This window comes from Reyranella sp. GW821-FHT12G01 (assembly GCF_058806575.1).
This window is the reverse complement of the sequence record NZ_JBXAPV010000001.1, coordinates 2,313,558-2,327,703: the sequence shown is the minus strand read 5'-3', so window position 1 is coordinate 2,327,703 and position 14,146 is coordinate 2,313,558. Positions and strand designations below refer to the sequence as shown.

Sequence of the window (14,146 nt, the reverse complement as noted above, 5' to 3'; positions counted from 1 at the left end):
TTACATGCCGCCATAGGTGTTGGCCGCGAGCTGTGCCGGCAGGCCGATCACCATGGTCACCGGCTGGCCGCGTCCGGTCTGGCCGCGGGCGATGATGTGATCGTTGGGCGCGCCGTTCTTGCTCTCATAGGAACCACGGCCGCCGAACTTGCCGCCGAAGCAGGACAGCGAGAACTGGCCGCTGCCGGGATTCTCGTTGGTCATCGTGCCGTTGCACACCTGCTCGCCGCGCGGATTTTCGACGGTGAAGGTGACCGAGCGGTCCCGGCCGATCAGCGCGCCGTAGCGGACCTGGCCGTTCAGACGCGCGACGTTGCCGCGATCGTCGCGATAGAAGATCGAGGCCGGACCGTAGGCGTCGTCCGGCATGGACGATTTCGGCACGACATAGGTCTCGTCGCTGATCACCACCTGGCAGCGGCAGTCGACGCCGTAATTCTCGCCGAGCGGGCCCAGCTCCTGAAGACGCCGGTTGCAGTTCGACAGCGCCGTCTGCTGGACCTCGTGCTCGCTCTGCTGGCCGCGCGTGTAGGCGTCGGCATAGAGGAAGGAGCACTGCTTGGGCATCGGGATCGCCACGACCTTATGGCTGGCGGCGTTGGTCTCGGTGTTCACCCAATAGCGGTTCGCCATGTCGCTGAAGCGCAGGAAGATCGGATCGCGCCGCTCCGCCTTGCCGTAGGACGACTGCGAGGCAGGCTGCGCCCAGGCCGTTGAGCCGAGTGTCAGGACGGCGAGCGTGATGAGGGCGGCAATGCGGAACATGACGCCTAATTCACCTGAAAAAGGTGACCGAAATGCGACCTGGCGGCGGCCCCGTCGCTTCCTAGACGAGGCGACTCTGTGTCTTGGCCGCGCCGATGAACGAGGTGAACAGCGGATGCGGTGCGAAGGGCCGCGACTTCAGTTCGGGATGGTACTGGACGCCGATGAACCAGGGATGGTCGGGGATCTCGACGATCTCGGGCAGGATGCCGTCGGGCGACATGCCCGAGAAGCGCAGGCCCACCTGCTCCAGCCGGTCCTTGTAGTTGACGTTGACCTCGTAGCGATGGCGATGCCGCTCGCTGATGATGTCCTGGCCGTAGATCTCGTGGACCTTGGTGCCCGGACGCAGATGGGCCGGGTACGCACCCAGCCGCATCGTGCCGCCGAGGTCGCCCTCGGCCGAGCGCTTCTCGACCTGGTTGCCCTTCATCCACTCTGTCATCAGGCCGACCACCGCATGGTCGGTCGGGCCGAATTCGCTCGACGAAGCGTGCTCGATGCCGAGCAGGTTCCGCGCCGCTTCAATCACCGCCATCTGCATGCCGAAGCAGATGCCGAAGAACGGCACCTTGCGCTCGCGGGCAAACTTCACCGCGTGGATCTTGCCCTCGGTGCCGCGCTCGCCGAAGCCGCCGGGCACCAGGATGCCATGGACGTGCTCGAGCCGGGCGACGGCGTCGTCGCGCTCGAAGATCTCGGAGTCCATCCACTCCAGGCCGACCTTCACATTGCTGCCGAAGCCGCCATGGGTCAGCGCCTCGGACAGCGACTTGTAGGCGTCGAGCAGCACCGTGTACTTGCCGACCACCGCGATGGTCACCTTGCCCTCGGGCTCGCGCACCGAGCGCACGACGCCACGCCAGCGGTCGAGATTGGGCTCGGCTTCGGCCGGGAGATTGAAGTAGCGGCAGACCTCGCGGTCGAAACCACGGTCGTGATAGGCGATCGGCACCTGGTAGATCGTGTCGACGTCGCGCGCCTCGATGACCCTCTCCGGCTTCACGTTGCAGAACAGCGCGATCTTGCGCTGCTCGTTGGCCGGGATCTCCTTGTCGCCGCTGCGGCAGACCAGCAGGTCGGGCTGGATACCGACACTGAGAAGCTCCTTCACCGAATGCTGGGTCGGTTTGGTCTTGAGCTCGCCCGCTGTCGGCACCCATGGCAGCAGGGTGAGGTGCACGTACATCGTGCGCTCGCGGCCGAGTTCGTTGCCGACCTGGCGGATGGCTTCGAGGAACGGCAGGCTCTCGATGTCACCGACCGTGCCGCCGACCTCGACCAGGACGAAGTCTTCCTTGTCGGTATCGGCCAGGACGAATTCGCGGATCGCGTCGGTGACGTGCGGGATCACCTGGACGGTTGCGCCGAGATACTCACCGCGGCGCTCGCGCGCGATCACGGTCGAATAGATGCGGCCGGTGGTGATGTTGTCGCTCTGCCGGGCGTCGACGCCGGTGAAGCGCTCGTAATGGCCGAGGTCGAGATCGGTTTCAGCGCCGTCGTCGGTCACGAAGACCTCGCCGTGCTGGTAGGGGCTCATCGTGCCCGGATCGACGTTCAGATAGGGGTCGAGCTTGCGCAGCCGGACCTTGTAGCCACGGGCCTGCAGCAGGGCGCCGAGCGCCGCCGAGGAAAGCCCCTTGCCAAGCGAGGAAACCACGCCGCCCGTTATGAAGATAAAGCGCGTCATGGGCTTACAGCATACAAGTGGTTGTGGCGTGCAGCCATGGGGATATCACCCCGCCGGAGACATTTCGGCGGGGGGAGAAAGCTGATTTCATGGGGAGCCCTAGCGGGTGGGAGCGGCGGGTTGCGCCGGCGCGGCAGGCGCGCCCGGCGCCGGAGCCATGCCGCCACTGCCCGCGGGCGCGGCAGGTGCGCCCTGCCCGACCGGTGCGCGATCCATGATCGACCGAGTGGCACGGACCGGATCGGTCATGCTCCAGGCCATCACGAGGCTCAGGAAGAAGAAGATCGAGGCAAAGATCGCGGTCATCCGCGACAGGATGTTGGCCTGGCCACGCACCGAGAACAGCGCGTCCGAGCGGCCGCCCATGCCCAAGCCGCCACCCTCGCTGCGCTGCAGGAGGATCACGACGATCATCGCGGCCGTCACACCGACATGGATGACGAGCAGCACGAGGCGCCATTCGTGGAGGAAGTGTCTTACGGCGTCCATTTTCTTCCGGGCTTAAAGGGGCATCTTCGCCAAGCGGGCGCTTCTAGCCGCTTTAGGCGGCCTTGGCGATAGCCAAAAATTCCGCGGCATTGAGGCTGGCGCCGCCGACCAGGGCGCCGTCGACGTCGCCCGCCGCCAGCAGCTCGGCGGCGTTGCTGCCCTTGACCGAGCCGCCATACAGCAGTCGGACGCCCGCCGCCTCGCCCGTCAGCCCGCCCAGCACCTTGCGAATGTGCGCGTGGGCTGCGGCGACCTCGGCCACGGTCGGCGTCTTGCCGGTGCCGATCGCCCAGACCGGCTCGTAGGCCACGACCAGGTTGGCGGCGGTCGAGCCGGACGGCACGCTGCCCTTCAGTTGGGTCTCGAGCACCTGCAGCGTCTTGCCGGCCTCGCGCTCGGCCAGGGTCTCGCCGATGCACACGATCGGCCGCAGGCCCGCACGCCAGGCGGCCTCGGCCTTGGCCTTCACGATCGCGTCGGTCTCGCCGCAGTCGGCACGGCGCTCGGAATGGCCGACGATCACGTGGCTGGCGCCCGCATCCTTCAGCATCTCGGCAGATACGTCGCCGGTATGGGCGCCGCTCGCCTTGGCATGGCAGTTCTGTCCGCCCACCAGGAGGCCGCTTCCCTTCGCGGCTTCGGCCACGGCGGCCACGAGTGTCGACGGCGGGCAGACCAGCAGCTCACGGTCGGTCCACCCGGCCTGCTTCACGCCGGCGGCAACATCCTTGGCGAGCGCAAGGGCATCGGCCCGCAGACCGTTCATCTTCCAATTGCCCGCGATCAGCGGCCGCCTCGAACGCGCCATCGAATTCCCCATTCTGTTTGAGGCGTATCTAAAGGTGGTGGCGTTCACGGTCAAAGGGCCGCTTGGTTGCCTGTGCATGGGACGGGTGGTAGGCATGGCGCCCCTTCAAGAAACCCTGTCCGGCCCCGTGAATCAGTTCCGCAAGTACGCCCGCTTCCTCGTCCTTTTCATCCTCTTCGGCATGCTGATCGTCAGCTTCGGCCTGTGGGGTGTCGGTGACATGCTGAAGGCGGTCGGCCGCAGTTCCGAGGTGGCGCATGTCGGCGGCACCAAGATTCCCCTCTATGGCTGGGTCGGCGGCGCGCCGGTCTACGCCACCGAGGTCCGCGAACAGTTCAACCGCCAGCTCGAGGCGATCCAGCGCCAGACTGGCCAGCGTCCCGAGAACGAGCAGGCGCTGCGCTACGGGCTGCATGTGCGCGCCCTCGAAGAAGTGATCCAGCGCGCCGTCCTTGACTACGCCATCGGCGAGTTCGGCCTGATCGTGAGCGACGAGGAAGTGCGCGCGACGATCGCGCGCAACCCGGCCTTCCTGGGCTCCAGCGGTTCGTTCGATCCCCTGCTCTATCGCAACCGCCTGCAGCAGGCCCGCATCAGCGAGCAGCAGTTCGTCATCGACATGCGCCGCGAGATCGCGGCCAGCCAGTTGTTCGGTGTCGTGCGCGCGGACGGGCTCGCGCCGGCCTCGCTGCGCAACGACATCTTCAAGCTGGAGAGCGAGAAGCGCACCGCCGAGACGATCTATGTGCCCGACGCGATCATCACCGACGTGCCGAAGCCGACACCGGAACAGCTCAACACCTATTTCGAGGCCAACAAGGCCAAGTTCCAGGTGCCGGAGTTCCGCAACTTCTCCTACGTCATGATCACCGTCGACGACGTGCAGAACCAGGTGGCTGTCACCGCCGACGCGGTGCGCCAGGAATATGACGCACGCGCCGCCGAGTACGGCACGCCCGAGAAGCGCGACGTCGACCAGGCGATGACCGACACCGAGGACAAGGCCAAGGCGATCATCGCGGCCGCCAAGGGCGGCAAGTCGCTGGAGGACGCGGCCAAGGAAGTGACCGGCAACGCCGATGGCGTCATCAAGCTCGGCTCCGTGACGAAGAAGGAGCTGCCGCCCGGCCCGCTGGCCGACGGCGTCTTCGGTCTGCCCGAAGGCATCGCCGCCGCGCCGATCCAGTCACCGCTCGGCTGGCATATCGTGCGCATCAACAAGATCGAGGCCGGCAAGTCGGTGCCGTTCGACGAGGTCAAGGAGAAGCTGGAGAAGGACCTGAAGGCGCAGCAGGCGCCCGACCTCCTCATCAAGCTGATCACCGACTTCGAGCGCACGCTGAGCAAGACGCAGTCGATGAAGGCCGCCGCCGAGGATCTCGGCCTCAAGGTGAAGGCCTACGAGAACGTCGATGCGCGCGGCCAGGACGGCTCCGGCAAGCAGGTCGTGATCGGGCCGGCTTCGGCCGAGCTGGTCCAGGCGGCCTTCGCCACCCGCGAGAACGCGGAGAGCGACCTGCTGGAGACGCCGCGCGGCGAATACTTCATCGTCCGCACCGACCGCATCACCCCTGCCCGCGCGCCGACCCTGGCCGAGGTTGAGGCCAGGGTGGTCGAGGCCTGGCAGGGCGAGGAGCGTCGCAAGCTCGCGGACGCGAAGGTCAAGGAAGCGGTCGAGAAGTCCAACGCCGGCACCGATTTCGTGGCGCTCGCCAAGGAGCTGGGCCTCGAGTCGCGCATCGCCAAGCCGGTCACCCGCTTCGAGGCCGATGCCGGCAACTATCTCAGCCAGCCGGTGGTGCAGGAACTCTTCAAGTTGCCGGCCGACAAGACGCAGTCGGTGCGCACGGCCGAAGGGTCCGTGCTGGTGCGCGTGAAGTCGATCGAGGCGCCTGATCTCACCAAGGACAAGGAGCAGCTCGACCGGTTCGGCAAGCAGCTCGACACGATGGTCGCCAACGACCTGATCCTCCAACTCGTGGCGGCGCTCCGCGCCAAGTACGGCGTGACCGTCGACGAAGCAGCCTTCCAGGCGACCTTCGCGCCCCAGCAATAGAAGACGCTTCCATGTCGATCTCGCCCGACTTCGACGCCTTCGCGGCGCGCTACGATTCCGGCACGCCCCAGGTCGTCTCGACCAAGCTCGTCGCCGACCTCGAGACCCCGGTCTCGGCCTATCTCAAGCTGGCCGACGGCCGCGCCAACTCGTTCCTCCTCGAATCGGTCGAAGGCGGTTCGGTGCGCGGCCGCTATTCGATCATCGGCTTCAAGCCCGATGTCATCTGGCGCTGCCGCAAGGGCCAGGTCGAGATCAACCGCCAGGCCCGCACTGATGCGCAGGCCTTCGAGACTCTCGACGGCCGCCCGCTCGACACGCTGCGGGCGCTGATCAAGGAATGCCAGATGGAGCTGCCGGCCGGCTTGCCGCCGATGGCATCCGGCCTGTTCGGCTTCCTGGGCTACGACATGGTCCGCGACATGGAGCGGCTGCCCGACAACAATCCCGATCCGATCGGCCTGCCCGACGCGATCATGGTGCGGCCGACCCTGATCTGCATCTTCGACCGTCTTGAAGACAATGTGACCCTGGTGACGCCGGCCTGGCCGCAGAAGGGCATCAGCGCCCGCGCCGCCTACGAGGCCGCCCAGGAACGGTTGGGCGACGCCGTCTCCGACTTCGAACGCACCCTGCCCTTCCGCCGCGACAGCGACGACATGCTCGACGCCCTGCCCAAGCCGCAGGCGAACATGTCGAAGGAAGATTTCAAGCAGATGGTCGAAACCTGCAAGGAGTACATCCGCGCGGGCGACGCCTTCCAGATCGTGCCGTCGCAGCGCTTCTCGCTGCCGTTCAAGCTGCCGCCGCTGTCGCTCTACCGGGCGCTGCGCCGCATCAACCCCTCGCCGTTCCTGATCTTCTTCGAGTATGGCGACTTCCAGATCGTGGGCTCTTCGCCCGAGATCCTGGTCCGGCTGCGCGACAACACCGTCACCATCCGCCCGCTCGCCGGCACGATCCGCCGCGGCGCCACGCCGGAGGAAGACAAGCAGCTCGCCGAAAAGCTCCTGGCCGACCCCAAGGAGCATGCCGAGCACCTGATGCTGGTCGACCTGGCGCGCAACGATGTCGGCCGCGTCTCGAAGATCGGCTCGGTGCGCGTCGTCGAGCAGTTCACCATCGAGAAGTACAGCCGCCTCCAGCACATCAGCAGCCATGTGGAAGGCACGATCGAGGACGGGCTGGATGCGATCGACGTGCTGAAGGCGGGCTTCCCGGCCGGCACGCTGTCGGGCGCTCCCAAGGTGCGCGCCATGCAGATCATCGACGAGGTGGAGCCCGTGCGGCGTGGCATGTACGCCGGCTGCGCCGGCTACTTCGCCGCCAACGGCTCGATGGACACCTGCATCCTGCTGCGCACGGCGCTGGTGAAGGACGACATGATGTACGTCCAGGCCGGTGTCGGCGTCGTGGCCGACTCCGATCTCGAAGCCGAGTATCAGGAAAGCGTGCTCAAGGCGCGCGCCCTGGTCGATGCAGCGGAAGAAGCCGTCCGTTTCGCCAACGCCGGCCAATGGTCCGCCGGCAACACACGGCGTTGAGCCCAACCCAATAATACCCGTCGTCTCGACCGAAGCGCCGAAGGCGCGTAGCGGAGAGACCTTCTCTCAACAAATAGCCGGCTAATCGTGGAGAGAAGATCTCTCCGCTACGCTTCGCTTCGCGAAGCTTCGGTCGAGACGACGGGTCTGTGGGTTGCTAAGGCAGCGCATCCGGTGAAAAACCCGCCGGCGGCTTGAAGCGTGTCTTGAAGGTTCGAGACCAGGCCTCGTTGGCGATGCGCTGGGCATCGTGGAGGATCTTCTCCTCGTCCATCGTCAGCACCGCACCATCCTTCATCAGCCACTTGCCGTCGACCATCACCGACTGCACGTCGCGCGCCTGGCCGTTGTGCACGAAGTCGGAGACCACGCGGAGCACCGGGATCAGGTGGGCGCGCTGCAGGTCGATCATGATGAGATCGGCCTTGTTGCCGGGCGCCAGCCAGCCGCCGTCGGAAACGCCCAGTGCCCGGTAGCCGTTGCGAGAAGCCCAGCGCATCGCCTGCTCGGGCGTCGGCTCGCGGCCGTCCTCGCGGCGCACGCGCTCCATGAACAGGCCGGTGCGCATCACCTCGACCATGTCCTCGGCCATATTGTCGGAGCCCATGCCGACGTTGCAGCCGTACTTTTCGAGATCGGCGACGCGGGGACTGAGGCCACGGCGCGCCGCAATGGCGGAGTTGAAGGAGACGTTGACCTTCGCCTGCCCGAGCAGCTTCTCCTCCGACGGTTCCATGCAGCGGCAGTGGGCGCAGATGATGCGGTCATTCAGGAAGTCGAGATCTGCGAGATACTCGGTCGGCAGGCGATTTCGATGAGCGCGCACGGCGGCCACCTCGCCCCAGATCTGGTTGAGATGGATGGTGATGCGTGTGTCGAGCTGCTTCTGCAGCGCGCTCAGGTCCTGCAGCAGCTCGGGCGAGCACATGTCGGGCGCCCAGGCCGAGATGGCGATACGCATCCGACCGTCGGCTTTGCCGTTCCAGTCTCGATGGTTCCGCTCGATGTTCTTGATGTGCGTCTTTCCCAGTGCGCGGTCGAGCTGGTACGGCGCGGGATCGCCGATCGACGTGCCGATGCGGTCGTAGGCGCGCTCGGCCAGCAGGAAGCGCATGCCGGTATCGGCCAGGGCGCCCGCGTAATGATCGACGTCGTTGGAATCCTCGAGCACGTGCGTGGTGCCGCTGCGCAGCGCCTCCAACGCGCCCAGCAGCGCAAAGGCCTTGCGTTCGTCGGGCGTCATCTCCGGCAGCGGGATCGGCGACAGGCCGCCGGTGAAGGGCGGCTTGTGCGACGGCGACAGGTCCTCGAACACGCCGCGCGCCAGGGTCATGGTGAAATGCGTGTGGATGTTGGCGAAGCCCGGCATGACGAGCTTGCCGCTGCCGTCGATCTTCTCGGCGCCGGGATAGCTCGCCAGCACTTCGGCGCTGGGTCCGATGGCGGCGATGCGGTCGCCTTCGATGGCGATGGCCGCGTTGTAATGGACGCTGTCCGCATCGTCGACGGTGACGATGGCGGCGTTGTGAATCACTGTGGTCACTGTTTCCCCCTTGGACCGACGGTCGCTCTTGTGGCGGACCGCCTACTGCTTCTTCTTCATGTTCCAGAACATCGGCACCGGCCCGGTGAGCTGACCGCTGATCGTATTGCGCATGGCGACGGGCATGATGTACTGGCCGAGATTGGCGTACATCGGATACTCCGACGCTCGCACCTGGATGGCAACGGCCAGCTCCTTGCGCTGGGCGTCGGTGGAGGCGCGCGAAAAGGCGTCGCGCAGCTTCTCCATCTGCGGGTCGCAGGGCCAGCCGACATTGGCCTTCTCGCAGGTCGCGGCGATGTAGGACATCATGATCGGGTCGAGCAGATCGGCCGACACCCAGGTGGTGATGAAGGCGTGCCAGCCGCCCTTGTCCGGTGGTTCCTTGCGCGTGCGCCGCGACAGCACGGTCTGCCAATCCATCGCCTGCATGTCGACGACGAATCCGCCCTTCTCCAGCAGCGACTTCACGATCGGCGTCAGGCGGCCGGTCTGCGTGTCGGTCGGGTAGAGCAGCACGACCGGCGTGCCGTCATAGTTTTCCTGCTTCAGGATCTCCTTCGACTTCGCGAAGTCGGAGTTCATCTTGTCCTCGAAGCCCTTGTCCGTGGCATAGGTGGTGCCGCAGATGAACAGCGCCTTGCACTCCTTGAAATATTTCGGGTCGCCGAAGCCCGCGACCAGGAAGTCCTTCTGGTTCAGCGCATAGAGCGCGGCCTGGCGGATCTTCGCGTTATCGAACGGCTTGTGCAGCGTGTTGAAGCGCAGGTTCATCTGCCCGCCCAACTCGTTGTAATTGCCGATGACGATGTTCTTGTCCTTGGCGAGCAGCGGCAGCAGTTCGATCTCAGGCTGGTCGATGTAATCGATCTCGCCAGTCAGAAGCGCGTTCACCGCGGTCTGGGCGTCGGTGATGTTGAGCCACTCGACCCGGTCGACATTGACGACCTTGCCACCGGCCAGGCCGGACGCCGGCTCCGACCGCGGCTTGTAGTCCTTGAACTTGTCGTAGACGGTCTTCTCACCCGGCCGCCACAGGTCCTTGCGGAAGACGAAGGGACCGGAACCCGTGGTATCGGTGATCTGCACGTTGTTCGGCGTGTCGGCGACCCGCTTCGGCATGATGAACGGCACCGTCGAGCTGGGCTTGCCAAGCGACTCCAGCACGAGGCCGTAGGGCTCCGTCAGCACCATCGTAAAAGTCTTGTTGTCGACCGGCTTCAGCTCCTTCACGAGCGAGAAGAGCTTCTGGCCCATCGCATCCTTGGGCGCCCAGCGCTGCAGCGAGGCGATGCAGTCGGCCGAGGTGACCGGCGCGCCGTCGTGGAACTTGAGACCGTCGCGCAGGGTGAAGGTGTAAGTGAGCTTGTCGTCGCTGATCTTCCAGCCTTCGAGCATCTGCGGCTGGACGGCAAGCTTCTCGTCCATGGCCAGCAAAGTGTCGTAGACCATGTAGCCGTAGTTGCGGACGTTGTAGGCCGAGGTCCAGATCGGATCGATGATCTTGATGTCGGCATGCATGACCGCACGGATCGTCTGCGCCTGTGCCTGCCCCTGAGCGGAAAGCGACAGCAGCGCCGTCGCCGCCGCACCGATTGCCCACGTCATCGCCCGCATGGCCGCCCCCCTGTCTCGTCCCGGTTCACCCCGCATCCAGAACGCAATCGGCATGCCATTTCTGCCGTGCGAGTTCCTTGGGGTGCGCCAGCGGTGCTAACCTCCGGGCAACGGAGGAAAGCCCATGTCCGACTGGCAAAATCGCTATCAGCGCCTGCTGTTCGACCGCCCGCACCCCAAGGTGCTGCGGGTCACCATGAACCGGCCCGAGAAGTACAACGCGACGGACGCGATCATGCATCGCGAGCTGGTCGACGTGTGGCGCGACATCGACGGCGACGACACGGTGAACTGCGTCATCATCCAGGGCGCCGGCGGCAAGGTGTTCTCGGCCGGCGGTGATTTCGACATCATCGAAAAGAACATGAAGGATCACAACGCGCTGCTTCGGACATGGAAGGAAGCGCGCGACATCGTCTACAACGTGATCAACTGCTCCAAGCCGATCGTCAGCACCATCCGCGGTCCGGCCGTCGGCGCAGGGCTCGTCGCCGGCATCCTGGCCGACGTCTCGATCGCCTCGAAGAAGGCCAAGATCATCGACGGCCATACCCGGCTCGGCGTCGCCGCCGGCGACCATGCCTGCATCGTCTGGCCCCTGCTCTGCGGCATGGCCAAGGCCAAATATTATCTGCTGCTTTGCGAAGCCGTGGATGGTGAGGAAGCCGAGCGCATCGGTCTCGTGTCGCTCTGCGTCGAGGACGACCAGCTCGAAGCCAAGGGGCTGGAGGTCGCGACCAAGCTTGCGGAAGGCGCGCAGACCTCGATCCGCTTCACCAAGTACGCGCTGAACAACTGGCTGCGCATGATGGGCCCGACCTTCGACACCTCGCTCGGGCTCGAAATGCTGGGCTTCGTCGGTCCCGATGTGAAGGAAGGCCTCGCCTCGCACCTCGAGAAGCGCAAGCCGAAATTCGACCCGTATTCGCCGCTTTGATCCGGAGAAATGCGATGCGCGGACTGGATGGGAAGAGCGTCATCGTCACCGGCGGCGCCGGTGCGATCGGCGGGGCGATCTGCCGACGCTTTGCGGGCTACGGCGCCCGTGTCGGCGTGTTCGACAAGAACCTCGACGGCGCGAAGAAGATTGCCGCGGAGATCGGTGGCTACGCTTTGGGCGTCGACATCGCCGACTACGCGGCCGTCGGCACGGCGATCGCCGATTTCGAACAGAAGGTCGGGCCGACGGACATCCTGGTGAACAACGCCGGCTGGGATCGCTTCGTCAATTTCGTCGACACGACGCCCGACCTCTGGGATCAGCTCATCGCCATCAATCTGCGCGGCCCGCTCAACATGAGCCATGTCGTTCTGAAGGGCATGGTGACGCGCGGCAGCGGCCGCATCGTCAACATCGCCTCCGATGCCGGCCGGGTCGGCTCCTCGCAGGAAGCGGTCTATTCCGCCTGCAAGGGCGGCATCATCGCCTTCACCAAGACCGTGGCGCGCGAGGTCGCCCGCAAGGGCATCACCCTGAACGCCGTCTGTCCCGGCCCGACCGACACGCCGCTGCTCGCTGCTGTCGCGGGAGACGACGAACGCGGCCAGAAGGTGCGCGCCGCCCTTGTCGGCGCGATCCCGATGAAGCGGGTCGGCCAGCCAGAGGATATTCCGGGTGCGGTCTGTTTCCTGGCGAGCGATGATGCGTCCTTCATCACCGGACAGACCCTCAGTGTTTCGGGCGGCCTGACCATGCACGGCTGACGGAGAGGAATCGATGCCCGAGCTGCAATGGCTGCTGGCTGCCTTCCCGAACTTCGCGCGCTACATCGTGGTGAGCTTCGCGCTCATCTTCGTGTTCATCTGGGTCTATACGCTGCTGACGCCGTGGCGAGAGTTCGTGCTGATCCGCCAGGGCAATACCTCCGCCGCGATCGCTCTCGTCGGTGCGATGCTCGGCTTCTGCCTGCCGCTGGCGAACACCATCGCGCACTCGGCAAGTCTGACCGATCTCGTGTTGTGGGCTAGCGTGGCGCTGATCGTGCAGGCGCTGGTCCATGTCGGCCTGCGCGTCCTGCTGCCGAACCTGATGCAGTCGATCGAAGCGGACAAGATGGCCTCGGGCGTCACCGCCGGCGGCTTCGCGGTCTGCTTCGGGCTGATCAATGCCGCCTGCCTGACTTCCTGAAATGGCCATGCCGTCCGAGCCTCCACCGGATCCCCGCCCCCCGCGCATGTCGCGCACGGTGAAGCTCGCGCTGATGGGCGCCGGCGCCGCGGCCGTCCTCTATTCCTGCACGTCTGCGACAGGCGGTGTAGGCGGCCTGCCCTTCCTGTGGTTCCTCGGCAATCCCTTCAACCGCCAGCAGGTAACGACGACCTGTCCTCCGGGCAATCCGACCTGCCAGCAGCAGGCCACTGGCTCCAGCAGCAGTGGCAGCAGTTTTCGAAGCGGTAGCTCGTCGAGCACGGCGGATGCACCGGCGGCTAGTTCGAGCAGCACCAGTCAGCGCGGCGGTTTCGGCACCTCCAGCTCGAGCAGTTCGAGCTGATGCGCCGCGAGACCGTCACACCGAGGCCGGGATGGCAGGGCAAGATCGAGGCGCTTGGCTTCGATTTCTACACGCTCGACGGCAAGGCCTACTGGACCGAGCAGGCCTGCTACGCTTTCACCGCCGACCAGATCGACGAACTCGAAGCCGCGACCGAAGAGTTGCATGCCCTCTGCCTGAAGGCCGTTGAGCATGTCGTCACCAACAAGCTCTGGGATCGCATGAAGATCCCGCCTGCCTGGGGTGATTACATCACCGAGGTATGGCGGCGTTCGGATCCGACCATCACCGGCCGCTTCGATCTCGCCTATGACGGCCGCAATCCGCCGAAGATGCTGGAGTACAATGCCGATACGCCGACGTCGCTGTATGAGGCCGCGGTCGTGCAGTGGTACTGGCTGAAGGACGTGAAGCCCGCCGCCGACCAGTTCAATTCGATCCACGAGAAGCTGATCGAGGCCTGGAAGACCGTCGGCGGCAAGCTCTCGCCGCAGTCGATCGTGCACTTCGCGCGCTTCGAGGATCATCCCGAGGACCTCGCGACCTCGGAATATCTGCGCGACACGGCGGTGCAGGCCGGCCTGACCACCAAGACGCTCCCCGTGGCCGAGATCGGCTGGAACGGCCAGCGCTTCACCGACCTCGACGAGATCCCGATCCAGGTCCTGTCCAAGCTCTACCCGTGGGAATGGATGATGCGCGAAGCGTTCGGCGCCTTCGTACCAAAGGATGGCACCGCCTTCATCGAGCCGGTCTGGAAGCTGATCCTGTCGAACAAGATGATCCTGCCGTTGCTGTGGGAAGGTTTCCCCAATCACGCCCATCTGCTGCCGAGCTTCGACAGCGAACATCCCGATCTCGGTCGCGCCTTTGTTAAAAAGCCGATCTTTGGTCGCGAGGGGCACAATGTGATGGTGACCGGTCCGGGTGTGTTCGATACCGCGGGCGGCAGCTACGGTGCCGAAGGCTATGTCTGGCAGGCCTACGAGCCCTTGCCGGTGTTCGACGGCAATCATGCGCTGGTCGGTTCATGGGTGATCGGCGGCAAGGCGGCCGGCGTCGGCATGCGCGAGGACGAGCGGCGCATCACGCACAACAGCAGCCGCTTCGTGCCGCACTATTTCGAGTAGAGAGGGTAT

Annotated in this window: 13 protein-coding genes; 7 read left to right on the top strand and 6 right to left on the bottom strand. The window is 65.4% G+C overall.

All coding sequences use genetic code 11. The features are described from left to right. The 4 genes from AC1RP5_RS11120 to tpiA all read right to left on the bottom strand — a co-directional run bounded on the left by AC1RP5_RS11120 (position 1) and on the right by tpiA (position 3,755). A complete protein-coding gene (locus tag AC1RP5_RS11120; protein WP_493110703.1) occupies positions 1-765 on the bottom strand; it encodes a hypothetical protein in 765 nt (254 codons plus the stop codon). Positions 766-826: 61 nt separating this feature from the next. Further along, positions 827-2,458 (bottom strand): CTP synthase, encoded by a 1,632-nt coding sequence (gene pyrG / locus AC1RP5_RS11115; RefSeq protein ID WP_493110702.1) that lies wholly within the window; start codon positions 2,456-2,458, stop codon positions 827-829. Between the two features lie 99 nt (positions 2,459-2,557). Beyond that, positions 2,558-2,947: a preprotein translocase subunit SecG gene (secG, locus tag AC1RP5_RS11110; RefSeq protein WP_493110701.1), complete on the bottom strand. Its 390-nt coding sequence runs from the start codon at positions 2,945-2,947 to the stop codon at positions 2,558-2,560. Between the two features lie 52 nt (positions 2,948-2,999). Further along, the gene (tpiA, locus tag AC1RP5_RS11105; protein ID WP_493110700.1) at positions 3,000-3,755 is read right to left on the bottom strand and encodes a triose-phosphate isomerase; all 756 of its coding nucleotides are present in this window, start codon (positions 3,753-3,755) and stop codon (positions 3,000-3,002) included. A gap of 94 nt (positions 3,756-3,849) precedes the next feature. Between tpiA and AC1RP5_RS11100 the strand changes: the two genes are divergently transcribed. Together AC1RP5_RS11100 and trpE are read left to right on the top strand one after the other, a co-directional pair. After that, positions 3,850-5,811, top strand: coding sequence for a peptidylprolyl isomerase (locus AC1RP5_RS11100; RefSeq protein WP_493110699.1), 1,962 nt, complete (start codon positions 3,850-3,852; stop codon positions 5,809-5,811). Positions 5,812-5,822: 11 nt separating this feature from the next. Further along, on the top strand, positions 5,823-7,355 hold the full coding sequence (trpE, locus tag AC1RP5_RS11095; RefSeq protein ID WP_493110698.1) for an anthranilate synthase component I: 1,533 nt from the start codon (positions 5,823-5,825) through the stop codon (positions 7,353-7,355). A gap of 157 nt (positions 7,356-7,512) precedes the next feature. Here the strand turns inward: trpE and AC1RP5_RS11090 are convergent, their stop codons facing one another. Continuing rightward, positions 7,513-8,898, bottom strand: a complete 1,386-nt coding sequence (locus tag AC1RP5_RS11090) for an amidohydrolase family protein (RefSeq protein WP_493110697.1) — start codon at positions 8,896-8,898, stop codon at positions 7,513-7,515. 42 nt (positions 8,899-8,940) lie between these two features. After that, positions 8,941-10,515 (bottom strand): ABC transporter substrate-binding protein, encoded by a 1,575-nt coding sequence (locus tag AC1RP5_RS11085; protein WP_493110696.1) that lies wholly within the window; start codon positions 10,513-10,515, stop codon positions 8,941-8,943. A gap of 124 nt (positions 10,516-10,639) precedes the next feature. Between AC1RP5_RS11085 and AC1RP5_RS11080 the strand changes: the two genes are divergently transcribed. Genes AC1RP5_RS11080 through AC1RP5_RS11060 form a run of 5 tightly spaced genes read left to right on the top strand, consistent with a single transcriptional unit; the run spans position 10,640 to position 14,137 of the window. Beyond that, positions 10,640-11,452: an enoyl-CoA hydratase/isomerase family protein gene (locus AC1RP5_RS11080; protein ID WP_493110695.1), complete on the top strand. Its 813-nt coding sequence runs from the start codon at positions 10,640-10,642 to the stop codon at positions 11,450-11,452. A 14-nt stretch (positions 11,453-11,466) separates the two neighbouring features. Next, positions 11,467-12,219 carry an SDR family oxidoreductase gene (locus AC1RP5_RS11075; protein WP_493110694.1) on the top strand — a complete coding sequence of 251 codons (753 nt, stop codon included), beginning with the start codon at positions 11,467-11,469 and terminating at the stop codon, positions 12,217-12,219. Between the two features lie 13 nt (positions 12,220-12,232). Continuing rightward, positions 12,233-12,643: a DUF350 domain-containing protein gene (locus AC1RP5_RS11070; protein WP_493110693.1), complete on the top strand. Its 411-nt coding sequence runs from the start codon at positions 12,233-12,235 to the stop codon at positions 12,641-12,643. 46 nt (positions 12,644-12,689) lie between these two features. Beyond that, complete coding sequence (locus tag AC1RP5_RS11065) at positions 12,690-13,007, top strand: hypothetical protein (RefSeq protein ID WP_493110692.1); 318 nt, start codon at positions 12,690-12,692, stop codon at positions 13,005-13,007. Next, positions 13,007-14,137, top strand: a complete 1,131-nt coding sequence (locus AC1RP5_RS11060; RefSeq protein ID WP_493110691.1) for a glutathionylspermidine synthase family protein — start codon at positions 13,007-13,009, stop codon at positions 14,135-14,137. Before AC1RP5_RS11065 ends, AC1RP5_RS11060 begins: the two co-directional genes overlap by 1 nt. Positions 14,138-14,146: the final 9 nt, after the last annotated feature.

Excerpts from the sequence above, each read along its gene's own strand:
- AC1RP5_RS11120 (WP_493110703.1), bottom strand. The coding sequence starts at position 765 with ATGTTCCGCATTGCCGCCCTCATCACGCTCGCCGTCCTGACACTCGGC.
- pyrG (WP_493110702.1), bottom strand. The coding sequence starts at position 2,458 with ATGACGCGCTTTATCTTCATAACGGGCGGCGTGGTTTCCTCGCTTGGC.
- secG (WP_493110701.1), bottom strand. The coding sequence starts at position 2,947 with ATGGACGCCGTAAGACACTTCCTCCACGAATGGCGCCTCGTGCTGCTC.
- tpiA (WP_493110700.1), bottom strand. The coding sequence starts at position 3,755 with ATGGCGCGTTCGAGGCGGCCGCTGATCGCGGGCAATTGGAAGATGAAC.
- AC1RP5_RS11100 (WP_493110699.1), top strand. The coding sequence starts at position 3,850 with ATGGCGCCCCTTCAAGAAACCCTGTCCGGCCCCGTGAATCAGTTCCGC.
- trpE (WP_493110698.1), top strand. The coding sequence starts at position 5,823 with ATGTCGATCTCGCCCGACTTCGACGCCTTCGCGGCGCGCTACGATTCC.
- AC1RP5_RS11085 (WP_493110696.1), bottom strand. The coding sequence starts at position 10,515 with ATGCGGGCGATGACGTGGGCAATCGGTGCGGCGGCGACGGCGCTGCTG.
- AC1RP5_RS11080 (WP_493110695.1), top strand. The coding sequence starts at position 10,640 with ATGTCCGACTGGCAAAATCGCTATCAGCGCCTGCTGTTCGACCGCCCG.
- AC1RP5_RS11075 (WP_493110694.1), top strand. The coding sequence starts at position 11,467 with ATGCGCGGACTGGATGGGAAGAGCGTCATCGTCACCGGCGGCGCCGGT.
- AC1RP5_RS11070 (WP_493110693.1), top strand. The coding sequence starts at position 12,233 with ATGCCCGAGCTGCAATGGCTGCTGGCTGCCTTCCCGAACTTCGCGCGC.
- AC1RP5_RS11065 (WP_493110692.1), top strand. The coding sequence starts at position 12,690 with ATGTCGCGCACGGTGAAGCTCGCGCTGATGGGCGCCGGCGCCGCGGCC.
- AC1RP5_RS11060 (WP_493110691.1), top strand. The coding sequence starts at position 13,007 with ATGCGCCGCGAGACCGTCACACCGAGGCCGGGATGGCAGGGCAAGATC.